The organism is Sphingobacterium sp. ML3W, from assembly GCF_000747525.1.
Classification (GTDB): domain Bacteria; phylum Bacteroidota; class Bacteroidia; order Sphingobacteriales; family Sphingobacteriaceae; genus Sphingobacterium.
In genome coordinates, this window is record NZ_CP009278.1 from 630,434 (window position 1) to 655,521 (window position 25,088).

A 25,088-nucleotide genomic window follows, 5' to 3' on the forward strand; every position below is an offset into this window, starting at 1 on the left:
GGCTAAGCCCTTTTTTTATTGTTTCTCTTTGTAAATCGCTGTATTTCCTTTTATTAGCGTCCAGCAATGTTCGTCTTGGATTAATTTATAATCCTGATTCGCATATTCAAACTCTTTTGTGTGTTTGAGAATAATACTTTCTGGACTTTCCTTTAGAAAGACTTCTGCAGCATGTTTTTTCTCGTCCAATAATAAGAAAGCTGCTGTTTCATAACTATCTTGATTATTGATAATATTCAACTGTATTTGTTCAAATGGCCTGATACAGCTATCCTTTAATGCCGACCAAGTGTAGCCTGCACTCGCAATACAGCCATGTGCATCTCTGTCCGAACCAACTATTTTCGTCTCTTGGGAATTTGCTATTTGTTTATTATTTGTCTGGCATGACAGCAGAATAATAGAAGCTAGCGTTATCGTACTTAATATCCATTTCATATTCAGATCGTTTTTTACTGTTCACTGCACAAACTGTACCATATAAAATATACTCTTTTAGTAGATTATTTTTGATAATGCTTTCTTTTATCAAATTGCTTCTTTATTTTTATAAGAATAAGTACAACACCTAAACAAACTAAACAAATAAATACATGAAAAAGCCAATAGTTGTCATCAAGTTTGGCTCAGCTTCTATTACGACTAAGGATGGGGATGTAGATGAACGAATCGTATTGGAGATTGCAAGACAGACAGCTCAATTACAGCAGCACTACAATATTGTATTGGTTTCTTCAGGAGCAGTGGCTGCAGGAAAAAAATATTTACAACACTATTCAGGGACATTATCCGAGCGAAAAGCCGCAGCAGCTATTGGCAACCCACTATTATTACAAATCTACAGTACCTACTTCAAGCCGTTTAAAATTGCATTGGCACAAAGCTTATGCGAAAGGCAACATTTTGCAAACAGAGACCAATTTGTGCAACTGAAAAGCACCTATGAAATGTTATGGAAAAATAATATTATTCCTGTAGCAAATGAAAATGATGTGGTGAGCAATAAGGAATTGAAGTTTTCTGACAATGATGAGTTAGCCACATTGATCGCTGTCGGTTTCGGTGCTGAAAAAATACTATTCAGTACTTCGGTTCCGGGAGTATTGGATGCTGCAGGAATGGTGATTCCAGAATTAAAAGTTATCGATAAAGCGGCACTGTCTCTTGCGAGAAAGGATAAATCTTCGGTAGGTTTGGGAGGTATGACTTCTAAATTGAATTTTGCACGTTTGGCTAACCAGATGGGTATTCAAGCCGTAATATTTAGTATGCAGACAGAAAATGCCTTATTGAAAGCAATCAAAGGGGAGACGGGAACGGTTTGCCTACCGCAAACTAAAAAAGTCTCCTCGCGTCAAAAATGGTTGGCAAGTGGAAGTTTAATCAAAGGTAAGGTAATTGTTGATGCAGGGGCAGTTGAGGCGCTGCTGCACCGTAAAAGCCTGTTGCTGGTAGGTGTGAAGGCCATTGCTGAACAGTTTGAAGAAGGGGAGGTGTTCCATATTTTTGATGAGGCTGACAATATAATCGCAGTCGCAAAATCAAAATGGGATGTTGCCGTATTAATGGAAAAAGAACAACGCACGGATATTGTTCTGGCACATGCCGATGATATCGTATTGTTATAGTATGGAAAATATTACAGAACAACTAAAAGCAGCTTTAGCTGCAACTCGGGATATCAATCAATTGGAGTCCTCGAAGAAGGAATTACTCCTAACTGATTTGGCTGCTGCACTGCGGACGAATGTCGATACTATTCTTTTCGAAAATAATAAAGATCTGCAACTTTTGAATTTAGATGACCCCAAGAGAGATCGATTGGTTTTGAATAAGGAAAGGGTAGCGGCATTAGCACAAAGTGTTTTAGATGTAGCCAAGCTACCAGATCCAGCTGCACAGTTATTGAGCAGACAGGTATTGGAGAACGGTTTAATATTGGAGAAAAAGGCTGTTCCCTTAGGTGTGGTCGCTGTGATTTATGAATCAAGGCCTAATGTAACCATCGATGTTGCGGCGCTCTGTTTGCGATCCGGAAATGTTTGTTTATTAAGAGGTGGTACCGATGCTTTTCATACCAATAGCATATTGGTGCAAATCATTCATGAAGTGCTGTTGCAGCATCAGCTTAATCCCAATGTGGTACAGCTATTGCCAACTGATCGGAAATTTGTGTTGGAATTGCTAACAGCAACAAAATATGTCGATATCATTATCCCAAGAGGTTCCCAATCCCTGATTGATTTTGTACGGAGCCATGCTAAAGTTCCTGTGATTGAAACGGGTGCTGGGGTATGCCATACCTATGTAGAACAATCGGCCTCTATCGACAAAGCAATTGCTGTTGTAGCGAATGCAAAAATATCAAGACCTTCGGTTTGTAATGCTTTGGATACCGTTTTGTTGGATAGGGAAATTGCGGATATATTTTTGAAAGATATCACGATTCCCTTTAAAGAGGCCAGTGTGGAGATCTTTGCTGATGAGCATAGTTTTATGGTCTTAAATCAACTTGGTTACCCTTATTTGCAAAAAGCAAATGAAGCAGATTTCGGTCGAGAGTTTTTAGATCTAAAATGCTCTATTAAAGTATTGGATGGACTTGACCAAGCATTGGATCATATTGCCACCTATTCTTCGAGGCATTCTGAATGTATTATTTCCAATGATTCAAAAAAATTGGAACGATTTATGAACGCTGTAGATGCTGCTGCCGTGTATGCCAATGCTTCGACACGGTTTACCGATGGTGGAGAATTTGGACTGGGAGCAGAGATTGGAATTTCTACGCAAAAACTCCATGCAAGAGGGCCTTTTGCGCTAGAAAAGTTAGTGACTGAAAAATGGTTTGTAACAGGTAACGGACAAATAAGATAATATGGGAATAAGATTTGAAAAAGATGTCTTGATGAATTGGACCTATGAGATGGGTAAATTTTTGAGACTACTTGTTGAAGGAAACGATGCTTTTGAAGAGTCTGCTTCAGTGGTGTTCGATAAAGCTTACGATGAGTTTTATAAAAAAAGCCGTCAATTTTTCTTGACGGTAACTTTGGTAGATTTACTAACTTATGTAAGAGAAGACTTGGAAGTGGAACAAATTAGACCGCTAGCACTCGTGTTGATGCATGACGGTCTGAAGAGTGAGGATAAAGAAGAACAGCAGATTTTACTCCAAAAATCGAAGTCATTACTTAACTATGCCATGAAAGAGACATCAAGTTTTGCTTTCGAAGATTATAGCTATTTAGCGACTATTGATAGCAAGTTAAGTTAGCAAGTAATGGATCTCATTCGGGGAATCTATTTTGATTGAATGATACGAGGCAAAATAACTGAATAAAGGTGACTAAGAGCCACCTTTATTCAGTTATTTTAAAATTTCCCTTGCGATGACCAATCGTTGTATTTCAGAAGTCCCTTCATAGATCTGTGTTATTTTTGCGTCACGCATCATACGTTCTACATGATATTCTTTTACATAACCATAGCCTCCATGTATTTGGACGGCCTCTATAGTCGTTTTCATGGCTACTTCCGATGCATGTAATTTAGCCATAGCAGCTTCTTTACTATAGGGAAGGCCTTGATCCTTGTGCCATGCTGCTTTATACGTCAATAGTCTTGCAGCCTCTATCTCAACTTCCATATCAGCGAGTTTGAATTGAATGGCTTGATGATCCGAAATTGGTTTACCAAATGTTTTACGCTCTTTCGCGTAGGCAAGCGCTAGGTCATAGGCACCAGCTGCGATACCCAAAGCTTGGGCAGCAATACCAATCCTTCCTCCATCGAGTGTTTTCATTGCGAATTTGAATCCAAACCCATCCTCGCCTATACGATTCTCTTTAGGGACTTTCACATCAGTAAATAACAGTGAATGTGTATCTGAACTGCGAATTCCTAATTTATTTTCTTTAGGACCAATGGTGAAACCCGGCATACCTTTCTCCACAATCAAGGCATTGATTCCATGATGTGCTTTTTCTGGATGCGTTTGCACAATGACGAGATATACATCTGCATTTCCTCCATTAGTAATCCAATTTTTAGTACCGTTTAAGAGGTAATGGCCTCCTTGATCTATTGCGGTAGTGTGTTGCGAAGTTGCATCCGATCCTGCTTCTGGTTCTGACAAGGCAAATGCACCTAGTTTTTCACCCGTAGCAAGAGGTTTTAAATATTTTTCTTTTTGTGCTTCTGTTCCGAAAGCCTCCAAACCAAAGCAAACCAAAGAATTATTAACGGACATGATAACAGCCGCAGAAGCATCGATTTTAGCAATCTCTTCCAATACCATGGTATAGGCTAGAGCATCTAAACCCGCTCCTCCATATTTGCTGTCCACCATCATACCCATGAAGCCTAATTCCCCCATTTTTTTCACCTGCTCGTAGGGGAAAACTGCTTTTTCATCTCGTTCTATTACTCCGGGTTTTAAATCCTGTTGCGCAAAATCTCGAGCAGCTTCCCGAATCATTTTATACTCTTCGCTTATTTCAAAATTCATAATGTATACATTGGTAATGGTTTGTAAGTAAATATACTGATTATTTATTATGCTTGCATAGTAGATTGCTAATATTGCCGATTAATTTTTAAAAAAAAGAGTGTTATATTTTGGAATGAATAAAAATCTACTATATTTGTAGAGTATATAGTGTATAACGATTTAAATTTAAAAATATGAGTTTAAGATTAGGAGATGAAGCGCCAAATTTTAAAGCGCAGACGACAATAGGAGATATAGATTTCCACGAGTATATTCAAGACAGTTGGGTTGTGTTTTTCTCTCACCCTTCCGATTATACACCTGTATGTACAACTGAACTTGGACGTACAGCAAAACTAAAATCTGAATTTGATAAAAGAGGAGTGAAGGTTATTGCGCTAAGTGTTGACCCCGTAAAGGAGCACTTGGGTTGGATCAGTGATATCAACGAAACGCAAAACACAACGGTCAATTTTCCCATTATTGCTGATGAAGATAAGCATATCTCAGAATTGTACGATATGATACATCCCAATGCTTCTGCAACAGTAACAGTACGTTCTGTCTTTATCATTGGCCCAGATAAGAAAATAAAATTAACGTTAACATATCCTGCATCGACTGGACGTAATTTTGATGAGATTTTACGCGTGATTGATTCCTTGCAGTTGACAGCTGATTATTCAGTAGCTACTCCTGCAGATTGGAAACATGGTGAAGATGTAATCGTGGTTCCATCAATAAAAACGGAAGATATCCCAGCGAAGTTTCCAAAGGGTTTCAAAGAAATTAAACCTTACTTAAGAACGACACCTCAGCCGAATTTATAAGGTTAAAAGTTATTTTCAATAAAAAAGGCATCCATGGATGCCTTTTTTATTATCACTATATTTTATCAGATCAATATACTTTAACCATGTATATGTAATCCTGCAATCTTTTTATTTGTTCGGTTCTTGATAGGCCCGAAAGCATATTTTTCTTGTTCAATTTCACCTGGCCCTGTAGTGAGTCTGCTGGTATTTCATCCAATGCTTTTAAGATGGATTTAGTTTTGATCGCAAAAGCAGCTCCATCGATGCCTCTTTGTTTACCACTGATAATACCAATTACATTCCCTTTTGTATCCATTACTGGACCACCACTATTACCTGGGTTAACAGGAATTGAAATTTGGTATGCGATGGTATCACCAGCGTAGCCTGTTGCTGAACTCAAATAACCTTGACCATATACCGCTTCATCACGTGGGAAACCTATCGTATAGATATCCTCTCCTAAGTCTGATGCTCCGGTTTTAAAGGTATAGGGCAATGTTTTGCCTATTTTAAAGTTAGTATCTTCGATTAATAATATAGCTAAATCATTTGCAGGGTCTGAATGGATAACCTGCGCCTTATAAGATTCACCCTTATTGTTTTGTAAATAAATAGAATCAGCACCACTCACCACGTGATAGTTAGTAACTACATATCCATTATTCGAAACCATGAAGCCAGTGGCTCCAAATTGACTAGCAGAAGCTTCGTTTGCTTTACTTGATTTATTGTTGATACTTTTTAGTGCAGCATTATGTTCAATGACATCTTTTTTGACGTTGTTCATATCGCGTTTCAAGGCACTATAATCCGTATTGGCTTTGTCAATGTTTTTATAATAACCCGAAAGCCATAATGTCGAAAATACAGCAAGGACTGCCACAGCTGCCGCAACGAGTGAACTTGCTTTGAGTTTTGCCCACAAGGAAACAATTTTAGTTTGTTTCATTGGGATAACTCGAGTATGCTGTTGGGATCGATGATAATTTTTAGCTGATTGCGCAAGTTGATTTTTAAAATCAATACGTGTTTCGCTAGATTGAAGTGTGTCGAGAAATTGACGATGTTGTGCTAATTGCGCCGAGAAAGAAGGATTTTCTGCACAGAAAGACTCAAAAGAAGAACGCTCTTCTTTAACCATTTCATCTCTGAGATAGCGATCTGCTAATTCAAAAAACTCTTGTTGACTCATCATACTCATTGTTTATTACTCTATATCAATTACTGCGTGAAAAACAGTTTTTTCAACCTTTGTAGGCATTTATATTTTTGAGTTTTGGCATTATCGGTATTTGTATATCCAAATTTCTCGCAGATATCCTGCATAGAACGATTCTGAATATAAAAATCATGAAGGATAGTTTTGCATGGTTCACCCAGTAGGTTCATCGCATATTCCATCTGGTTGAACTTTTTATCCAGCTCCTGATGATGCTCGATATCGTCATTGTCAGCAAGAGAATCCTCATAACCACTAATGTCAACCGATCCAAAACCAGCACGATTTAACTGCTTTAGCCAAAGCCTTCTGCAAATCGAATAAAGATAAGTTTTGAGCTTACTGCTCAATTCAAAATTTCCTTTCGAAATTTTATCATAAAGGACGATAACGGCCTCTTGAAAGATATCTTTTGCCTCATCTTCGCTCCCATTATTCTGCGAAATCATGTGGGCAATTGAAGGATAGTATAATTCATATATTGCATCAAGTGCAATACTACTACCTGCTTTAATACCGGCTATGATTTGCTCATCATGCTCGAGCTTATTTGATTTACTGATCTTACTCACCTATTAATACCTTAATATAACTAATAGTAACCCAACGAGTTTAATATTTATGATGTTTCGTAAAAAAAGCCTTTCTACGTACGACCAAACCTACTCTTTTTTTTTGATAAGCGTAAATTTTTTTAAACGAAAAAAATAGGGATATCGTATGGTTAGGCATTACTTTTTGATTCATTCGTAAATGATTTTTTCCGATATAAGTCACTTTAATCTTGAGTGAATGGTGAACAATCTTTTATGATAGTAAAATTTTACGCAATCGAATGATTAATTGGAGGGTCTTGTATTTTATTATATTGCTCATATTTTTGCATACAACCTCTAGTAAAAAATCAATATGATTAAATCACTAACTATGCGAATAAGCTGTGTCATGGCAGTTTTATTGGCATCGACCTTTCAGGCGAATGCGCAAATCGGGGATCCGATTGAAGGCTTTCGCTACGGGGTAGAAACGATCCCCACAGGAAAAGAATGGGAATCACCGCAAAATCTTGCCCTCAATAAAGAACAACCACATGCTTATTTCTTTTCTTTTAAAGATGCCAATACCGCACGTAAGGTTTTGCCTGAAAATAGCCAATATTGGCAATCCCTTAATGGTACTTGGAAATTCAACTGGGTGAAAACACCAGAGGAGCGGCCTAAAAACTTCTTTGATCCTAAAACAGATGTATCTGCATGGGATAATGTAGGTGTTCCAATGAGTTGGAACATCGCAGGTATTCAAAAAGACGGCACGTTGAAATATGGCGTCCCTATCTATGTTAATCAACCTGTTATTTTCCAGCACCAAGTAAAAGTTGATGATTGGCGAGGTGGTGTGATGCGCACACCGCCGCAGCATTGGACAACTTATATTTACAGAAATGAAGTTGGGTCGTATAGACGCACATTTGATGTACCTAAGAATTGGGATGGGCGCGATATTTATATCAATTTTGATGGTGTTGACTCGTTTTTCTATCTGTGGGTTAATGGCAAATATGTTGGTTTTTCAAAAAACTCGCGTAATGTTGCGTCATTCAACATCACCGATTATTTAAATAAAAAAGGTGAAAACGTTGTAGCAGTAGAGGTATACAGAAATTCTGATGGTTCTTTTCTGGAGGCACAGGATATGTTCCGTCTTCCTGGAATATTCAGAACAGTGGCTTTAACGGCTAAACCCAAGGTTCAGATTCGTGATGTTGTTGCTATTCCAGACTTGGATGAAAATTATCAAAATGCAACGTTAAACATTAAGGCTGAGATTCAGAATAAAGATAAAAAGGCAGTAAAGGGATATACGATGAAGTATAGTCTCTATGCGAATGAATTACACAGCGATGTCAATAGCTTAGCCAAATCAAGTGTGATTTCAAGCGATGTAATCGATGTCAGTACCAATAATTCGGCAATTGCTAAAGCTGTATTACAAATCGAAAATCCAAATAAATGGTCGGCAGAACGACCTTATCGTTATACGTTAGTAGCCGAGCTCAAAGATAATAAAGGGAAAGTGTTGGAGACCGTATCCAGCTATGTTGGTTTCCGTGAAGTGGAGATTAAAGATACAAAAGCTGAAGACGATGAGTTTGGGTTAGCAGGTCGATATTATTATGTCAATGGTGAGACGGTTAAATTAAAAGGCGTCAATAGACATGAATCTAATCCAAGTACAGGAAAAGTAATTTCCCGCGAGCAAATGGAAAATGAGATTAAGTTGCTGAAGCGTGCTAATATCAATCATGTCCGTAATGCGCATTATCCTGATGATCCCTATTGGTACTATCTATGTGACAAGTACGGTATCTATTTAGAAGATGAAGCGAATATTGAAAGCCATGAATATTACTACGGTGACGCGTCCTTATCGCATCCTCCAGAGTGGAAAAATGCACATGTAGCCCGTAATCTAGAAATGGTGCATGCTAATGTCAACCATCCTTCTATAGTGATCTGGTCATTAGGGAATGAGGCAGGCCCGGGTAAGAACTTCATTGCGGCATATGATGCAATTAAGAAGTTTGATGTTTCGCGTCCTGTTCAGTACGAGCGTAATAACAGCATCGTAGATATGGGTTCCAATCAATATCCTTCCATTCAGTGGGTAAGAGAAGCTGTAAAAGGCAAATCAAATATGAAATATCCTTTTCATATCTCGGAGTATGCGCACTCTATGGGGAATGCATCTGGTAACCTCATCGATTACTGGGAAGCAATGGAATCGACCAACTTTTTTATGGGCGGAGCAATCTGGGATTGGATAGATCAATCTATGTATACCTACGATAAAGTTACTGGTGAACGTTATTTGGCATATGGAGGAGACTTCGGGGATAAGCCAAATGACGGTATGTTTGTTATGAATGGTATTATATTTGCCGATCAAACTCCTAAACCACAATACTACGAAGTTAAGAAAGTATATCAAAATGTGGGTGTTAAAGCGGTGGACATCAAAGAAGGTGAAATCGAGATCTTCAATAAGAACTACTTTGTTCCATTGATCGATTATAACATGCAATGGTCTTTATATCAAGATGGTAAAGAGATCCAGAAAGGGACAGATTTTATTGGTCCTCGTAATATCTTGGCGCCACGTCAAAAACAAGTTGTTCAAGTACCATTGGAGTATGCCAAACTGAATCCGCAATCTGAGTATTTTATTAAAATACAGTTCTTATTAGCGAAGGATGAATTTTGGGCAGAGAAGGGCTATGTGCAGATGGAAGAGCAATTGTTGGTTAAAACTGCAGAAGATGTTCCTGCTATTGCAACTGTTGCAACAGGAGAAAACTTGACATTGGCTACAGAAGGTAGTCTTCAAGTGATAAAAGGGACAGATTTCATTGTCAGATTCGATACTAAAAAAGGAACTATTTATAATTTGTCTTATGGTCATGATCAAATCATTCGCGATGGTGAAGGACCACAGTTAGATGCATTGCGCGCTCCAACAGACAATGACAATTGGGCTTATCAGCAGTGGTTTGAAAAAGGGTTACATCAGCTAAACCATAAAGTAATTTCTTCATATGTCGATAGAAAAGATGATGGAACGATTGTATTGTCATTCAGTATAGAGTCACAGGCCCCTCACGGAGCAACAATTACTGGGGGTAGCTCAGGTAATTACGTGCTCAAAGAAAATACTGATCGTCCATTTGGGCCAAATGATTTTAAATTCAATACCAATCAAATTTGGACCATTTATAAAGATGGTTCGATTGAATTGCAGTCGAGTATTGCCTCTAACAATGCAACTTTGGTATTGCCGCACATTGGTTATGCATTGCAGATTCCGGAAGAGTATAATCAGGTCAATTATTATGGTCGTGGTCCCATCAATAATTATGCAGATCGCAAGACAGCACAGTTTGTGGAACATTACCAAAGTGACGTGAAAAATCAGTATGTTAACTGGGCCAAACCACAGACAACTGGAAACCGTGAAGAAGTGCGGTGGACAGCATTGTCAAATAGCAAAGGAAATGGTGCAATATTTATAGGAACGGATCATCTAGCGACATCTACTTTGCCATGGAGTGAGTTGGAAATGACATTAGCACCTCACACCTATCAATTGCCGAAAAGCTCGGGCACACATTTACATTTAAATGCTGCAGTGACAGGATTAGGAGGGAATAGTTGTGGTCAAGGTCCTCCATTGGAACAAGATCGTGTAAAAGCAACTGCACATTCGATGGGCTTTATCATCCGTCCAATCCATCAACATGATTTTGATGCCAAAGCACATGTTGTTGCTTCTGGAGAGACACCTATAGCTATTTCTCGTAGTACTACAGGTGAAGTAGCTATCCATTCAAGAGCTCATGATGCTACTTTATACTATGCGGTAGGGAAAGGAAAGGCTGCCGTTTATAAGCAACCTTTCAACCTGCGTGAAGGCGGATTGGTAACGGCATGGTCAAAAGAGAATGAAAAGTTCAAAGTATCATTTGAGTTTCCTAAAATTGAAAGTATCCCAATGCAAGTTGTCTTTGCATCAAGTGAAGAAACAGGGGAGGCTGATGCGTCTAATCTATTAGATGGCGATCCTACTACGATTTGGCACTCGATGTATTCAGTTACTGTTGCACAGTATCCACATTGGGTAGATTTTGATGCTAATGCTATCAAGATGATCAAGGGTTTTACCTATACGCCACGTCAAGGTGGGGGCAACGGTAACATCAAAGGTTATAAACTACAGGTTAGTACGGATGGTAAAAACTGGAGTGATCCTGTTGCGGAAGGAAATTTCGAAAATAATGGAAAACCTAAAACCATTAATTTAGCTAAGCCTGTGAGAGGTCGTTTCATTCGCTTTACAGCGATGAGCTCGCAAAATGGACAAGACTTCGCTTCAGGTGCGGAGTTCTCTGTTAGCGCAGAGTAATAGTCTTAATATACAGCATAAGGAAAGCCTTAGTATGTTTGAGATACTAAGGCTTTCCTTATTTAATCGATCAGCATGATCAACAGTTATGCTGTGGATGATTTTAAAGGCGGTGTTATGGATTAGGACTGTGATAAGGTCAAGAGAACATCTTGCAGGGCTTCTGATCTTATAATATGGTGTAGGGTGAGCAGTAACTGCAAACGATAGTCTTGACATGGGACACGTGCTTAACGTCATCATTATCGTTAAGGAAATATTTGAGTGTAGCGGTAAGGGGCTTTCTACCTATTTCTGTCGTTGGGGCTATTAGTAAGGGCCTAATAGTGGTAGGTTATAAAAACTGTAGAAAACTATATAAACAAAAAAAGCTTTCAATTTGCATTGAAAGCTTTTTTTCCAGCGGTCCGGACGGGATTCGAACCCGCGACCCCATGCGTGACAGGCATGTATTCTAACCAGCTGAACTACCGGACCGTTTTACAATTTTTTGGCGGTCTGGACGGGATTCGAACCCGCGACCCCATGCGTGACAGGCATGTATTCTAACCAGCTGAACTACCAGACCGAAAAATGTAAAGTATTATTTAAAATTGGCGGTCCGGACGGGATTCGAACCCGCGACCCCATGCGTGACAGGCATGTATTCTAACCAGCTGAACTACCGGACCAAATTTTAAATGTTGTTAAAGAACTATTCGAGATTACTCTCTTTTTTGTAGCGGTCTGGACGGGATTCGAACCCGCGACCCCATGCGTGACAGGCATGTATTCTAACCAGCTGAACTACCAGACCGTTTACCTTCTCTCTTGAAGGTGTGCAAATATAGCGTTTATTTCTATATTTACTAATCTTTTTTAAAAAAATCTACCCTACAGCGCCGTCTTTCATCTTTTCTGCATTCTCAGCAAACTGTAATGCATCTATAATTGACTGAATATCACCGTCCAGAATGGCAGGTAAATTATATGTCGTCATACCAATACGGTGCTCAGTAAATCTTCCTTGAGGGTAATTATAGGTACGAATTTTTGCTGAACGGTCACCTGTAGATACTAAAGTCTTTCTTTTTGCAGCAATTGAACCATTCTTTTTGTTCAATTCAATCTCGTAAAGTTTAGAACGAAGCATTTCCATTGCCAATTCTCGGTTCGCTAACTGTGAACGTTCCACTTGACAAACGACTACAATACCTGTCGGCTTGTGTGTCAATTGTACTTTCGTTTCTACTTTATTTACGTTTTGTCCACCAGCACCACCAGAACGGGAAGTATGCATTTCTACATCACCTGGGTTAATGTCAACATCTACTTCTTCAGCTTCTGGAAGCACTGCTACAGATGCCGCTGAAGTATGCACACGACCTTGAGTTTCTGTATCAGGGACACGTTGTACACGGTGTACGCCAGATTCATATTTCAATTGTCCGTAAGTATCTTCGCCAATCACTTTCAAGATAACCTCTTTGTAACCTCCAGAAGTTCCTTCCGTTACATCCATAACCTCGACTCTCCATCCTTTAGTCTCAAAGAAACGCGTATACATACGGTATAAATCACCAGCAAATAATGCCGCTTCATCACCTCCGGTACCACCACGAATCTCCAATATAGCATTTTTGTCATCTTCCGGATCTTTAGGAATCAACATCATGCGGATTTCATTTTCTTTATCTTCTTTGCCATCCAATAAGACATCAAGCTCTTCTTTCGCCATTTCGCGAAGTTCTTGATCTTTCTCATTGCTGATGATATCTTTATTTGTTTCGATATTGCTCACCATATTTCTATAAATATGGTATTGATCTACAATTTTGCCTAAATCTTTGTACTCTTTGTTCAATTTAGCAAAACGCTTCATATCTTTGATGGTCTCTGGGTTGCCTAATTCAGCCTCCACTTCTTCCCATCTTTCCTTTATAGCCTGTAATTTTTCTAGCATAATTCACATTATTCAAACCCTGCGACATGCGCATGAGCTTTTAAGCTTACAAAAGTAAAGAAATTTTGTCGTTTTTATAACAGTTCTATCGCTTAATGTGAAGAAACTGCTTTCAGGCCTATAATAGACGCGATAAGAGTGAATATGAAGAATATGCGCCAAAATTCTGCGGGCTCTTTAAAGAAAAATATACCTATTAATACGGTACCTACAGCACCTATTCCTGTCCATACTGCATAAGCAGTACCCAGAGGCAATGTTTGTGTCGCCTTAATCAGGAGTCCCATACTTACAAATAGTGAGATAATGAATCCAAGATACCAAAGGTACATGACCGAACCCTCACTTTGTTTCGCTTTTCCTAGGCAGGTTGTAAACCCAATTTCGAACAACCCTCCTAAAATTAATAATAACCAATTCATAATTTTATTTTTTTGCAAAGATGGTCACAAATAGCGTCAATATTTTTTACTTATGTTAAAAAATTAACGAATGGAAGCTCGTATACGACTTAAGGTAACTTGTGAAATGCCTAAATAGGAGGCTATATAGCCCAATTTGATGCGGTTGATGTAGGTTGGATATTTCGAAAGTAAATCCATATACCTGCTCTGGGCAGTATTGAAAAGCTTGGACATGGCGCGTTGTTCAATTTTAATAAATTCATATTCCGCAATTTTTCTTCCCAAATTAGCAATACGTATATTTTCTTCGTACAGCTTAAATAGGGCAGTAGAATTTATTTTATATAAGGTCGCATCCTCCACGATAGCTATATTCTCATAGCCGGGTTGGTTTCGAGCATATGTATTGATGGACATTAACATGCAACCAGCATCATTAAAGTCTAGCGTAATCTCCCTGTCGGGTACTTCGTAATATACACGTGCTAATCCAGAAGACAACAAGTAGATATCGTGCTGCAATTTATCCTGTTGGATGATGATCGTGTTTCGAGGGATGGTGACTTCTGTCGTAATCGCCTCTATGGCTTCAATATCCCTTTCTTCCAACGGGTAATAGCTCAACAGACAATCTCGCAGGCTTTTCTTTATTTCAGCCATTTTTCAAGTTTAAGTTCATGACCATTCCATACAGCGTAGGTGTGGTAATTCATCCATTCACCTAAATTCATAACACGGCTCTCTTCGGAAAGTTTGATGTCATAAGGGATATGTCGATGGCCGAATAGGTAGAAGTCATGATGTTGTTTTGCTTCTATATCTTTTGCATAACCTATTAACCATTCCTTATCTTCTCCCAGAAACACTTCATCTGTATTGTTGGCAAGACGGCTATGTTTCGACCAATTTGTTGCTATACCGATGCCTAGATTTGGATGCAAGCGGGCGAAAAGCCATTGACAGGTCTTACTTCGAAAGAATTTTTTTAGCACTTTATACTTGCGGTCACCGACACCTAGGCCATCGCCATGGTGGATGTAAAAACGCTTATTATCACGTTCTATAATCAGTTCATCATCGATAATGGTCGCCTGCAGCTCGTCTTTTAAATAACTAAACATCCACATGTCGTGGTTACCCTTGAAGATGGTCAGTTTGACACCTGCATCAACCAATTCAGCAAGTTTCCCTAAAAAGCGAATATATCCCTTTGGAACCACTGTTTTGTATTCAAACCAGAAATCAAAAATATCGCCCACGAGATACAATTCAGATGCATCCGTTTTAATATGGTCTAGCCATTTAATGATGAGCAACTCCCTTTCTTTGGAATTACTTTGAGGGTAAGATCCTAAATGAAAGTCCGAGGCGAAATAGATGTTTTTTCCTGTTGACATGTGGTCAAAACTACCGAAATCACTTTGAATTTCAAACTTAGATAAGTTTGTTTTACATACAATTTTAACTGCATGCTATGTAAATTAATTTTATGCATGCGTATTTATTTTATATAGTACGCATGATTGCTTCGGTTTTGTCGATCTTTCTGCTGCATTTAGAATCCACAAGAGCCAAAATATGGCAATTATTTAAATCCATCACTTACCTCAGCGATGCGAGATGTCTCCAAAAAAATCAAGCAATCAAGCGGATGTGATATTCACGAAATAACCGCTAAAAGGTTTCTTTAAGCTATTTTTTTAGGATGAAAGAAACACATTATAATTTGTTAAATTTGCTTATAACCTCATTTGAAAAAATATGAATAAAAAACTGAGTTTAATTTTAACCGTGATCGCCATGTCATCTGTACATCAAGGAAATGCACAAGAATTGAAATACCCCGAAACAAAAAAAGGTCAAGTAGTTGATCAATATTTTGGAGAAGCAGTGCCAGATCCATATCGATGGCTGGAAGATGATTTGGCAGCAGACACCAAATCTTGGGTAGTTGCTCAAAATAAATTAACATACGATTATTTGGCTCAAATTCCTTATCGTGATCAGTTGAAAAAACAATTGACGGATACTTGGAATTATGAAAAAGTGGGGACACCATTTGTAGAAGGGGCTTTCACTTATTTCTATAAAAATGATGGTTTACAACAGCACGCTGTCTTGTATAGAAAATCAAATAAGGGAGGGAAAGAGGAAGTCTTTTTAGACCCCAATACATTCTCTAAAGATGGGTCTACTTCATTAGCAGATGTGAGTTTTTCAAAAGATGGGAGCTTAATGGCCTATTCGATATCAGAAGGTGGTTCGGATTGGAGAAAAGTCATCATTTTAAATACTACTGACAAAAAGCAAATCGGTGAAACTTTAATTGATGTTAAGTTTTCAGGTATTGCATGGAAGGGAAATGCAGGTTTCTATTATTCCAGCTATGATAAACCAAAAGGCTCGGAGTTATCGGAGAAAACAGATCAGCATAAAGTCTATTTCCATCAATTAGGGACAGCGCAAGCAACCGACAAAATGATTTTCGGAGGAACGGAAGTACCTCGCCGTTATATTGGAGCATATTTGACAGACGATGAAAATTATTTAATCATCTCAGCAGCAAATACCACAACGGGTAACGAATTATACGTTCAAGATTTAACGAAGCCCGGAAGTAAGATTGTCAATATTTTAAGTGGCTTCGAAAGCAGTACCAATATCATCGATAATGATGGCGAAACATTTTATGTACAGACAAATTTAAATGCACCGAATAATAAATTGGTGAAAATGAATATTCGTCAACCCGAATCTAAAAATTGGATTGATGTGATTCCTGAAACAGAAAATGTACTTTCAATTTCTACTGGGGGAGGTTTCTTATTCGCTAATTACCTTAAGGATGCTATCTCTGTTATTCAACAATACGATTATACGGGTAAAAAGATTCGTGAGATTAAATTACCAGGAGTAGGTACAGCAGCAGGATTTTCTGGCAAGAAAAAGGAGAAAACTATTTATTATGGTTTTTCAAACTACATTACGCCATCAACAAGTTTCAAATTTAATGTAGATAATGGGCAATCTGAAGTCTATATCCGACCAAAGGTGAACTTCAATTCTGATGATTTTGAATCGAAGCAAGTTTTTTATACCTCAAAGGATGGAACTAAGGTGCCTATGATTATCACCTATAAAAAAGGCTTAAAACTTGATGGTAAAAACCCAACGATTGTTTACGGTTATGGTGGTTTCAATATTAGCTTGACTCCGGGCTTTAGTGTATCGACTGCGAATTGGATTCAAAATGGTGGTGTATATGCTGTTGCTAACCTACGGGGCGGAGGTGAGTATGGACAGAAATGGCATGATGACGGCCGTCAGTTCAATAAACTGAATGTGTTTAATGATTTCATTGCAGCTGCAAAATATTTACAAAGCAATGGGTACACTTCGCCTGACTATACCGCTTTATCTGGCGGTTCTAATGGAGGTTTACTTGTTGGCGCTACGATTACATTAGATCCAACGATTGCCAAAGTAGCTTTACCGGCAGTGGGTGTATTGGATATGTTGCGTTACCATACGTTTACAGCTGGTGCAGGTTGGGGATATGATTACGGTACAGCTCAAGATAGCAAAGAGATGTTTGATTATTTAAGAGGCTATTCGCCTGTGCACAATGTAAAAGAAGGCGTATGCTATCCGGCAACATTGGTGACGACTGGTGATCATGATGACCGCGTGGTACCGGCACATTCTTATAAGTTTGCTTCAGAGTTGCAGGCTAAACAAAAATGTGACCGTCCTGTGTTGATTCGTATTGAGACCAAGGCTGGCCATGGTGCAGGACGTTCAACAGAGGTAGTTATCAACGAAACTGCCGATAAATATGCCTTTACCCTTTGGAATATGGGTATTAAAGCATTGAAATAAATATCATTTGAAAGTAAATCCACTCCCAATAAGAGTGGATTTTTTATGAAAAGAACTATTTTTACTTAAAACAGAATAGGATGAGCACAAAAGCATACGCAGCCTTTTCGGAGGCCGAAGATTTAAGACCACATCAGATCCAACGTAGAGATCTGCAGGATAAAGATGTTTTTATCGATATTGAATACTGTGGCGTTTGCCATAGTGACATTCATACGGCAAGAGCAGAGTGGGGGCAACCGCATTACCCCGTAGTTCCAGGACATGAAATTATTGGACGGGTGCTAGCAGTAGGACCAAATGTAACAAAATATCAGATCGGCGACCTGGTAGGTGTTGGCTGTATGGTCGAGTCCTGTAAGCATTGTAATCCATGTGATGAAGGATTGGAACAGTATTGTGAAAATGGGATGATCGGCACCTATAATAGTGCTAAATCTAAGCACGGTGGTATCACTTATGGTGGATACTCCGAGAATATTGTGGTAGAGGAAGATTTTGTACTCCGTATCCCCACGAATATTGATGTAAAGGCTGCTGCTCCTTTATTGTGTGCAGGTATTACTACATGGTCTCCATTACGTCATTGGAATGTGAAAAAAGGAGATAAGGTAGGTGTTATCGGACTTGGAGGTTTGGGGCATATGGGTGTCAAGTTTGCGAAAGCAATCGGAGCTTATGTTGTGATGATTACCACATCTCCAGAAAAAGGTGAAGATGCAAAAAAATTGGGAGCTGATGAAGTCTTGATTTCAAAGGATGCAGAACAATTAGCGGCACATACCAATACATTTGATTTCTTATTGAATACCATTCCGGTAGGGCATGATGTCAATCCTTATTTGAATTTGTTGAAATTGGATAAGACCATGTGTATCGTAGGGGCAGTAGAACCACTTCCTGGAGTTCATGGCGGTTTATTGATTGGTAAAAGAAGACATTTAGCAGGTTCATTGATCGGCGGAATCAAAGAAACTCAAGAGATGTTAGATTTCTGTGGTGAGCATCAAATTGTATCGGATGTAGAAGTTATCGACATACAGGATATCAATAGCGCGTACGAGCGTATGATTAAGTCGGATGTGAAATACAGATTTGTGATTGATATGAAATCGTTGAAAAATAGTTAATAGCAATTCAAGATTATAAAAAAGGGTTTGAAAATCATTGATTTTCAAACCCTTTTTTATACTTCCATACGGTACAGTTTATTACAATTGCCATGTAGGCAGGTCACTCTTCATTTTAGCGAGTGTATCCGTGTAGTTATCCTGTTCCCCTTCATTAGCTAGCGATAACGCTTCTTCTTGCCATTTAATAGCATTTATTTTGTCCCCTTTTTTATATAACAAGTTAGCATAAGTATCCAGGTATGCACTTTTAACATCTTTTTCAACTGCTTTTTTACTCCATTTCAAAGCCGCATCAAGGCAAGCTGCATCATTACAGTTTTCAAAAATCTCCCAAGCATAACTATTCAATTGGTTTGAATTCAGATCTTCTGAAATTAAATAATTCTCGACAATATCTTTTAATGCAGCCCAGTTATGAGATTGCATATAATACTGTGCTTTCATTAATTTAAATATGGGGTCAAAATCGATGTTGCTGTATTTTTCGGATATTTCCGTCTTTAGAGATTCCCAATTTGGTTCCGTGTTGAAGTCAATTTTAGTACCTAATACCTCATTGATCGCAACAGAGGCAAGAACCCGATTGGTCGCACCATTCTTTTCCAGTAAAGCATCTATTTTTTCAGGATTATTCCGAAGTAGGTCAAATGCTTTTGATCGACTTGTTCGTGTATTAGCGACTAGATATGCGGCGCATTCTTTAGTTAGATTTTCAGATTTAGTTTGGGAAATAATAATATCCTCTGCCTGAATCACGGTAGCTTCATCATATGCTGTATTTGCAGCCCTAACCATGCGATGTGCTAATGCTAAGTCCGTCGGATTATTTTCAAAATCCTTTAACAAAGCATAGTATTGCGTTTCTGGGTTTAAAGCATCTTTGGTCCGCTCAATAAATTCATCCGCTTCGCCACCACCAACCATACGGTGTACAAGTTCGCCTTGTGGATTGAACACTAAGAAAGTCGGGTATGCTGTAATTTTGTAATCCTGAGCAAAACGTTCCGCTTCGGCATACCAACTTTTCACCTCTTCACTATCTTGATCCGTTTTATCCATTTGGATTTTAGTACTCACAAATTTTGGGTTGAAGAAATCACCCACTTTGTTTTGCGAAAATACTGCTGCGCTCATGTATTTACAGGGGCCGCACCATGTCGTGAACAAATCGACAAAGATAAATTTGTTTTCTTTTTTTGCTTTTTCCTTTACTTGGCTCCAGTTCAATCCGTGCTCAAATTTTATTCCTTTTTCTTGACCTATAACGGTAAAGGGTAATATTAGGAGGAATAATAATATCTTTTTCATAACCAGTTAATAAGAAGTGTGATTCCTAAATCATTCTCGATAATTAAAGTTATGTAATAAAACTGTAAAAAAAATAGGTTACAGAAACTTATTTCTGTAACCTATTTTTATAATCCCTGTTTAACGTGGATTAAATCTTCATTTTAGACTTTAAATCTTTTTGAATACCATCTTTATGAACTAAAAGAGAAGTTGTTTTGTAACGAACAAATTCTTTTGTTACATATAAGTAACCATTGTAGTCGTTTGTTGTACCCCAAGAGTTTTTTACGATATAGTATTCTTTACCATTTTGATCTTTAGCGATACCTACGATATGCATACCATGGTCATCTGTCGTTTGGTAGTTGTCAAAAGCAGCTTGTCTTTCTTCAGCAGTAATTTTAGCTTCAGGTTTCGGACCTACAAACATCTCTTGTTGTTCCTTTGGAGTCATTTGCTCAAAAGGTTTTGCAGGTACGTACGCAACACCATTTTTCCAGCTGAAGGTTTTTTCCGAAACATCAGTAGCCCAAGCTACAGTATATCCATTATTTAATGCATTATCGATGATATCGGTCATGTCATTGATTTGAACATTATAAAAACTATCAAATGACCAGTTATCAGGAATCAATAGGACAAACTTGCTGTAGTAAGGATGATCCGTTACAGAAGCAATACCAACATATTCATCAGGCTTGATACCGATTACTTGATCTGCAAAGGTACGCGGGGTATAGCTTTTACCTTTATATTGGAAGCTAGCAGGAACTTCACCTAAATAAGAGTCCATAGCAGCAGTATATGCTTTTTCCCAGTTCGGTGTTAATGTTTTGCTTTTAACAAAAGAAGCTAACATCGCATCCAACATATTGGTCATCTCACCAAAATTATTCTTATCAGATCCGTAGTGTAGACCTGTATATTCTGTTTGTGGCAAAGCACCGTATTTGCGGAATGCATTTAATACATCATGAAATTGGCCACCTTCACCTAAAGAAAGACCACCATGTAAACGGATATAGTTCTTTGCTTTGTCCAAATATGTATTACGAGCAGAGTAGATTTGTGAAATCTCTACAGGCTCTTTTCCCATTCTGATCATTTCCGACTCTAAAAAAGAGTTACCAGAGTATGACCAACAAGTACCCGAAGAGCCTTGATTTTTAATAGAAGTATTCTTTAAATTGATAACCTCAGTAAAAGTAAATCCAGCTTTACTTTGGTCATTTTGATTTGTTTTTAAGGCATTGATTAAATTATCTTGAGCCTGTACAACCTGTAATGAGGCGGCAAATAATGATGCTGCTAATACGAGTGATTTATTCCAATTCATTTTTTAAAAGTTAATGATTTTATAATGCTAAATTATGAATAAATTCAAATACCAAAGTGATAATCTAGCAATTTGATTGTAATAAAATTGTGCTTTATACAAAAACGGGGCTTTTAAAGCCCCGTTTTTTGTTAATTTTCTATTTTTAGGTCCTGTTTTTTCGGAAATAGGAGCGACGCTACTACACTGATGACCAAAATGCTGACAATTATAATGAGGGAATGAGAGGTCGAGAAACCAAATTCTACTAACCAATGGTGCAATAACATTTTCAACCCTATAAATATTAATAAAAATGCTAAACCTACTTTTAAGTAATGGAATTTATGGATGATGTTGACCAATAGGAAGAACATCGAACGTAATCCTAATACTGCAAAGATATTAGAGAAAAATACCACATAAGCATCTTTCGTTACAGAGAAAATAGCGGGAATAGAATCGACAGCAAATATTAAATCTGTAAACTCAATGACCAATAGTACCAAGAATAGTGGGGTCATGTATTTGACACCATTTTCAACATGGAAAAAATGACCGCCATCTAATTTTGGAGTTACCTTAAAATATTTAGAGGCGAATTTTACCACAGGGTGGTTTTGTGGGTCTACTTCATCTTCTTGATTTCTATTCAAGAACATCTTCACACCGGTAATCAATAAGAAGCCTCCAAAGATGTACAGAATCCAACCGAATTTTGTAATCAATGCAGCACCTAGGAAAATAAAGATAAAACGCATTAATACCGCTCCGATTACTCCCCATACCAATACTTTATGGTAATAGCGTTCCGGAATACCGAAAGAAGAAAACAAGAGTACCATCACGAAGATATTATCCACAGATAAGGCATATTCCACTACATAGCCCGTTATAAACTCGAGTGCAAGGTTGTTATTATAGAGTGCTATACTTCCTTCTAAGTCTCCGGGGATAATCTGAACATCGTGTAGATGAGCCGTAATGACTTGTTGAAGTTGGGCTAGGTCCTGAATATTGTGTAATTCATGTCCATAGTGGCGTAATATCCAGTAAAAGCCTAAAGCTAATAACACCCATATAATACTCATGATTGCGGCACTTTTTAGGGAGACATTTTTATCTCCTTTTGAAAAAACACCTAAATCGATAGCTAACATTAAAATAATGAAGATTAAAAATCCTCCAAAAAACATGATCTCGTGACTCATTTTCTATATTTTTCTTTCAGTTGTAAATTTGACAAGTTGTAGTAATCCTGTTTTATATTCATTATCAGGAAATTCATCTAATATTTTAAAGGCATCTTTCTGGTAATCCAACATTTTTTCAGTTGCATATTCCAATCCACCACTTTGTCTTACAAATGCAATGACTTCCGCGACTTTTTTGTTGTCTTCACTATGGTTTTTAACCATATTGATGATTCTTCTTTTTTCCGATTTATCGGTTTGACTTAATGCATAGATTAAGGGGAGCGTCATTTTTTTCTCTTTGATGTCATTCCCGAGTGGTTTACCTACATCATCTACACCAAAATCAAATAAGTCATCCTTTATTTGAAAAGCAATACCGATTTTTTCACCAAAGGCATGTAGTTTTTTAACTGTTTCTGCATCAGCTCCAGAAGAAGATGCACCACAAGCACAACAAGAAGCGATTAAAGAAGCGGTCTTTTGACGGATAACTTCAAAATAGATAGCCTCCTCAATGTCCAATTTTCGCGCTTTTTCAATCTGTAGCAATTCGCCTTCGCTCATTTGTTCAACAGCTTCAGAAACAATTTTCAGCAAATCGTATTCATGGTGCTTAACGGAAAGGAGCAGTCCTTTGGAAAGTAAAAAATCACCCACTAAAACGGAAACCTTGTTTTTCCAGAGGGCATTGACAGAAAAGAAGCCCCTGCGTTCATTCGAATTATCCACGACATCATCATGTACTAATGAAGCTGTATGGAGTAATTCTACTAATGAGGCGCCACGATAGGTTGATTCTTTGATGCCATTACAGAGACCTGCGGAAAAGAAGACAAACATTGGACGCATTTGTTTCCCTTTTGTTTTTACGATATACCCTGTAATACGGTCTAGCAAAGGAACGGAACTTTTCATTGAAGCTTTAAACTCCTTTTCAAAAGTTGCCAATTCCTTAAGGATGGGGCGTTGTATTTCTTTTAATTTCAGCATGCAATATGGTTAAAAACCACTATTATCTCTTTAAATGTCTATAAATATAAGCAATAGATTATAATGAATCTACCGCATTTTCTAATTTTTGGTACCATTCTTCACCGTATTCACGGATTAAAGGATCCTTTAAGAACTTATATACAGGTACCTGCAGCTCCCTACCGAAGGAACAAGCATCTTTACAAATACTCCATCTGTCATAATGGAGCACATCAAATTCTGGGTAATTTGTTGTTCGGATAGGGTAGAGGTGGCAAGAGATTGGTTTCTTCCAATTGATATCGCCCAATTCGTAAGCTTTTTCTATGGCACATTTTGTGATACCATTTTCCCAAGTTACATAGGCACACTCTTTATTGCCATCGACACAAGGAGTAGTGAGATCACCATCCATATCAATCACATGCGTACCCTGTTGCTCAATTGCTTCTATACCCTTAGCTGTCATATAAGGTTTTACCTTTGGGTATATTTCAGCAAGTACCGCCAACTCATTTTGTTTTAATGGAGCACCCGAATCCCCTTCTATACAGCAAATGCCTTTGCATTTGGAAAGATTGCATACGAAATCATTGTTAATCAAATCTTCGTGCACTAATACATTTCCTACTTCTATCATGATTATTATTTATTTTGAATAACTCGCTCGTTGACCGAGTTTATGTTTCAAGCCATCGGCTTTTATGAGTTCTAATGTGACAGAACCTATCAAAATGTCTACGTTCGCTTTGACAGGAATACGATTCCCATCATTGGTCACCCAAAGAAATAACTGACTGTTTTTCTTGAAAATTCTACCTGGTTTGATTTCAGGACTGAATTTAAGACATTCTAACGATCCTAAATCTGTTTTAATGGTTTCTATACCAATATACTTGATGCCTAAAGTGGCTATTTCATCATTTAAAAAGTATGTTAATTTAAATGACTCGCCAGGCTTAACAGTTGATAAATCTAAGTTGCGCGCAAAATAATAAGCAGACAAGAGATCAAATGTTTGAGAAACTGTGCTTTTAAAGTCACCTTTATTTCCGTTTACCGATTTCGTCTTTTGGTCAAAAGTTACTTTATCATTTCTTCTATAGCCCCCCTCTCTGATGTTTTCCGTATAATAATAAGGAAGAAAAGTTTTGGCGTCAATATAAGAGTTGTATTCATTTTTTACCGTATATAAGGCAAAAGCTCCAGCTGTTTTTCCGGTAGCATATAGTCTGAAAGCGTCTCCTCCACTTCCCGTTTTTGTATCCGTTACTGTCAATTGACCCGTAGCAGCGGAAAGAAAACCATATTTCAATTTGTATTCCAACTTTTCACCACCTTTAAAAGCAGATTGTTTTAAATAAGGGAGTTCTTGAGCAATTAATTGACCACAAATACTAAGTACTAAGAGTGTTAATGAGATTAGGTTTTTCATATACGTAAGAATACAAAAATATTTTGAAATTACGAAT

At 37.9% G+C, this 25,088-nt stretch carries 21 protein-coding genes and 4 tRNA genes; 7 read left to right on the plus strand and 18 right to left on the minus strand.

What is annotated here, in order from left to right; translation table 11 throughout:
- Positions 1–15: 15 nt before the first annotated feature.
- The gene (locus KO02_RS02885) at positions 16–438 is read right to left on the minus strand and encodes a hypothetical protein (protein ID WP_051959745.1); all 423 of its coding nucleotides are present in this window, start codon (positions 436–438) and stop codon (positions 16–18) included.
- Between the two features lie 155 nt (positions 439–593).
- On the opposite strand from KO02_RS02885, the gene proB reads away from it, so the two are divergent.
- Genes proB through KO02_RS02900 form a run of 3 tightly spaced genes read left to right on the plus strand, consistent with a single transcriptional unit; the run spans position 594 to position 3,277 of the window.
- Complete coding sequence (gene proB, locus KO02_RS02890; protein WP_038695684.1) at positions 594–1,628, plus strand: glutamate 5-kinase; 1,035 nt, start codon at positions 594–596, stop codon at positions 1,626–1,628.
- Position 1,629: 1 nt separating this feature from the next.
- Positions 1,630–2,877, plus strand: coding sequence for a glutamate-5-semialdehyde dehydrogenase (locus KO02_RS02895; protein ID WP_038695686.1), 1,248 nt, complete (start codon positions 1,630–1,632; stop codon positions 2,875–2,877).
- A gap of 1 nt (position 2,878) precedes the next feature.
- Entirely contained in the window at positions 2,879–3,277 is a 399-nt protein-coding gene (locus KO02_RS02900; protein WP_038695688.1) for a hypothetical protein, read from the plus strand.
- Between the two features lie 93 nt (positions 3,278–3,370).
- Here KO02_RS02900 and KO02_RS02905 read toward each other — a convergent pair whose 3' ends face one another.
- The gene (locus KO02_RS02905) at positions 3,371–4,510 is read right to left on the minus strand and encodes an acyl-CoA dehydrogenase (RefSeq protein ID WP_038695690.1); all 1,140 of its coding nucleotides are present in this window, start codon (positions 4,508–4,510) and stop codon (positions 3,371–3,373) included.
- A gap of 176 nt (positions 4,511–4,686) precedes the next feature.
- Between KO02_RS02905 and KO02_RS02910 the strand changes: the two genes are divergently transcribed.
- Positions 4,687–5,322 (plus strand): peroxiredoxin, encoded by a 636-nt coding sequence (locus KO02_RS02910; protein WP_038695692.1) that lies wholly within the window; start codon positions 4,687–4,689, stop codon positions 5,320–5,322.
- Between the two features lie 70 nt (positions 5,323–5,392).
- Here the strand turns inward: KO02_RS02910 and KO02_RS02915 are convergent, their stop codons facing one another.
- On the minus strand, positions 5,393–6,505 hold the full coding sequence (locus tag KO02_RS02915) for a S1C family serine protease (protein WP_038702040.1): 1,113 nt from the start codon (positions 6,503–6,505) through the stop codon (positions 5,393–5,395).
- A gap of 26 nt (positions 6,506–6,531) precedes the next feature.
- Positions 6,532–7,101 (minus strand): RNA polymerase sigma factor, encoded by a 570-nt coding sequence (locus KO02_RS02920; RefSeq protein WP_038695693.1) that lies wholly within the window; start codon positions 7,099–7,101, stop codon positions 6,532–6,534.
- Between the two features lie 337 nt (positions 7,102–7,438).
- Between KO02_RS02920 and KO02_RS02925 the strand changes: the two genes are divergently transcribed.
- Positions 7,439–11,485, plus strand: coding sequence for a glycoside hydrolase family 2 TIM barrel-domain containing protein (locus tag KO02_RS02925; RefSeq protein WP_235212337.1), 4,047 nt, complete (start codon positions 7,439–7,441; stop codon positions 11,483–11,485).
- A 403-nt stretch (positions 11,486–11,888) separates the two neighbouring features.
- Here KO02_RS02925 and KO02_RS02930 read toward each other — a convergent pair.
- The 8 genes from KO02_RS02930 to KO02_RS02965 all read right to left on the minus strand — a co-directional run bounded on the left by KO02_RS02930 (position 11,889) and on the right by KO02_RS02965 (position 15,228).
- A tRNA-Asp gene (locus KO02_RS02930) sits at positions 11,889–11,962 on the minus strand.
- Between the two features lie 14 nt (positions 11,963–11,976).
- Positions 11,977–12,053 (minus strand) — tRNA-Asp (locus KO02_RS02935).
- Positions 12,054–12,079: 26 nt separating this feature from the next.
- Positions 12,080–12,156 (minus strand) — tRNA-Asp (locus KO02_RS02940).
- A gap of 51 nt (positions 12,157–12,207) precedes the next feature.
- Positions 12,208–12,281: transfer RNA gene (locus KO02_RS02945), tRNA-Asp, on the minus strand.
- Positions 12,282–12,353: 72 nt separating this feature from the next.
- On the minus strand, positions 12,354–13,427 hold the full coding sequence (prfA, locus tag KO02_RS02950; protein ID WP_038695695.1) for a peptide chain release factor 1: 1,074 nt from the start codon (positions 13,425–13,427) through the stop codon (positions 12,354–12,356).
- Between the two features lie 92 nt (positions 13,428–13,519).
- Positions 13,520–13,849: a DMT family transporter gene (locus tag KO02_RS02955; RefSeq protein WP_038695697.1), complete on the minus strand. Its 330-nt coding sequence runs from the start codon at positions 13,847–13,849 to the stop codon at positions 13,520–13,522.
- Between the two features lie 63 nt (positions 13,850–13,912).
- Positions 13,913–14,491: a Crp/Fnr family transcriptional regulator gene (locus KO02_RS02960; protein ID WP_038695699.1), complete on the minus strand. Its 579-nt coding sequence runs from the start codon at positions 14,489–14,491 to the stop codon at positions 13,913–13,915.
- Positions 14,479–15,228, minus strand: coding sequence for a UDP-2,3-diacylglucosamine diphosphatase (locus tag KO02_RS02965; protein ID WP_038695701.1), 750 nt, complete (start codon positions 15,226–15,228; stop codon positions 14,479–14,481). The genes KO02_RS02960 and KO02_RS02965 overlap by 13 nt, the downstream gene beginning before the upstream one ends.
- Positions 15,229–15,592: 364 nt before the next feature.
- On the opposite strand from KO02_RS02965, the gene KO02_RS02970 reads away from it, so the two are divergent.
- A complete protein-coding gene (locus KO02_RS02970) occupies positions 15,593–17,710 on the plus strand; it encodes a prolyl oligopeptidase family serine peptidase (protein WP_038695703.1) in 2,118 nt (705 codons plus the stop codon).
- 80 nt (positions 17,711–17,790) lie between these two features.
- Positions 17,791–18,840: an NAD(P)-dependent alcohol dehydrogenase gene (locus tag KO02_RS02975; protein WP_038695705.1), complete on the plus strand. Its 1,050-nt coding sequence runs from the start codon at positions 17,791–17,793 to the stop codon at positions 18,838–18,840.
- A gap of 81 nt (positions 18,841–18,921) precedes the next feature.
- Here the strand turns inward: KO02_RS02975 and KO02_RS02980 are convergent, their stop codons facing one another.
- From KO02_RS02980 to KO02_RS03005, 6 genes are all read right to left on the minus strand, one after another.
- Positions 18,922–20,151, minus strand: coding sequence for a thioredoxin family protein (locus tag KO02_RS02980; protein ID WP_038695707.1), 1,230 nt, complete (start codon positions 20,149–20,151; stop codon positions 18,922–18,924).
- Between the two features lie 130 nt (positions 20,152–20,281).
- Positions 20,282–21,469: an aminopeptidase C gene (locus KO02_RS02985; protein WP_038695709.1), complete on the minus strand. Its 1,188-nt coding sequence runs from the start codon at positions 21,467–21,469 to the stop codon at positions 20,282–20,284.
- A 131-nt stretch (positions 21,470–21,600) separates the two neighbouring features.
- On the minus strand, positions 21,601–22,659 hold the full coding sequence (locus KO02_RS02990) for a TerC/Alx family metal homeostasis membrane protein (protein ID WP_038695711.1): 1,059 nt from the start codon (positions 22,657–22,659) through the stop codon (positions 21,601–21,603).
- Positions 22,660–22,662: 3 nt separating this feature from the next.
- Positions 22,663–23,634: a polyprenyl synthetase family protein gene (locus tag KO02_RS02995; RefSeq protein WP_038695713.1), complete on the minus strand. Its 972-nt coding sequence runs from the start codon at positions 23,632–23,634 to the stop codon at positions 22,663–22,665.
- Between the two features lie 58 nt (positions 23,635–23,692).
- Positions 23,693–24,256 (minus strand): DUF3109 family protein, encoded by a 564-nt coding sequence (locus KO02_RS03000; RefSeq protein ID WP_038695715.1) that lies wholly within the window; start codon positions 24,254–24,256, stop codon positions 23,693–23,695.
- Positions 24,257–24,265: 9 nt separating this feature from the next.
- Entirely contained in the window at positions 24,266–25,051 is a 786-nt protein-coding gene (locus tag KO02_RS03005) for a DUF3108 domain-containing protein (protein ID WP_038695717.1), read from the minus strand.
- Positions 25,052–25,088 lie beyond the last annotated feature (37 nt).

Bases quoted from the DNA above. Each gene is read 5' to 3' on its own strand.
- KO02_RS02885 (WP_051959745.1), bottom strand. From the start codon at position 438: ATGAAATGGATATTAAGTACGATAACGCTAGCTTCTATTATTCTGCTG.
- proB (WP_038695684.1), top strand. From the start codon at position 594: ATGAAAAAGCCAATAGTTGTCATCAAGTTTGGCTCAGCTTCTATTACG.
- KO02_RS02895 (WP_038695686.1), top strand. From the start codon at position 1,630: ATGGAAAATATTACAGAACAACTAAAAGCAGCTTTAGCTGCAACTCGG.
- KO02_RS02900 (WP_038695688.1), top strand. From the start codon at position 2,879: ATGGGAATAAGATTTGAAAAAGATGTCTTGATGAATTGGACCTATGAG.
- KO02_RS02905 (WP_038695690.1), bottom strand. From the start codon at position 4,510: ATGAATTTTGAAATAAGCGAAGAGTATAAAATGATTCGGGAAGCTGCT.
- KO02_RS02910 (WP_038695692.1), top strand. From the start codon at position 4,687: ATGAGTTTAAGATTAGGAGATGAAGCGCCAAATTTTAAAGCGCAGACG.
- KO02_RS02915 (WP_038702040.1), bottom strand. From the start codon at position 6,505: ATGATGAGTCAACAAGAGTTTTTTGAATTAGCAGATCGCTATCTCAGA.
- KO02_RS02925 (WP_235212337.1), top strand. From the start codon at position 7,439: ATGATTAAATCACTAACTATGCGAATAAGCTGTGTCATGGCAGTTTTA.
- prfA (WP_038695695.1), bottom strand. From the start codon at position 13,427: ATGCTAGAAAAATTACAGGCTATAAAGGAAAGATGGGAAGAAGTGGAG.
- KO02_RS02955 (WP_038695697.1), bottom strand. From the start codon at position 13,849: ATGAATTGGTTATTATTAATTTTAGGAGGGTTGTTCGAAATTGGGTTT.
- KO02_RS02960 (WP_038695699.1), bottom strand. From the start codon at position 14,491: ATGGCTGAAATAAAGAAAAGCCTGCGAGATTGTCTGTTGAGCTATTAC.
- KO02_RS02965 (WP_038695701.1), bottom strand. From the start codon at position 15,228: ATGTCAACAGGAAAAAACATCTATTTCGCCTCGGACTTTCATTTAGGA.
- KO02_RS02970 (WP_038695703.1), top strand. From the start codon at position 15,593: ATGAATAAAAAACTGAGTTTAATTTTAACCGTGATCGCCATGTCATCT.
- KO02_RS02975 (WP_038695705.1), top strand. From the start codon at position 17,791: ATGAGCACAAAAGCATACGCAGCCTTTTCGGAGGCCGAAGATTTAAGA.
- KO02_RS02980 (WP_038695707.1), bottom strand. From the start codon at position 20,151: ATGAAAAAGATATTATTATTCCTCCTAATATTACCCTTTACCGTTATA.
- KO02_RS02985 (WP_038695709.1), bottom strand. From the start codon at position 21,469: ATGAATTGGAATAAATCACTCGTATTAGCAGCATCATTATTTGCCGCC.
- KO02_RS02990 (WP_038695711.1), bottom strand. From the start codon at position 22,659: ATGAGTCACGAGATCATGTTTTTTGGAGGATTTTTAATCTTCATTATT.
- KO02_RS02995 (WP_038695713.1), bottom strand. From the start codon at position 23,634: ATGCTGAAATTAAAAGAAATACAACGCCCCATCCTTAAGGAATTGGCA.
- KO02_RS03000 (WP_038695715.1), bottom strand. From the start codon at position 24,256: ATGATAGAAGTAGGAAATGTATTAGTGCACGAAGATTTGATTAACAAT.
- KO02_RS03005 (WP_038695717.1), bottom strand. From the start codon at position 25,051: ATGAAAAACCTAATCTCATTAACACTCTTAGTACTTAGTATTTGTGGT.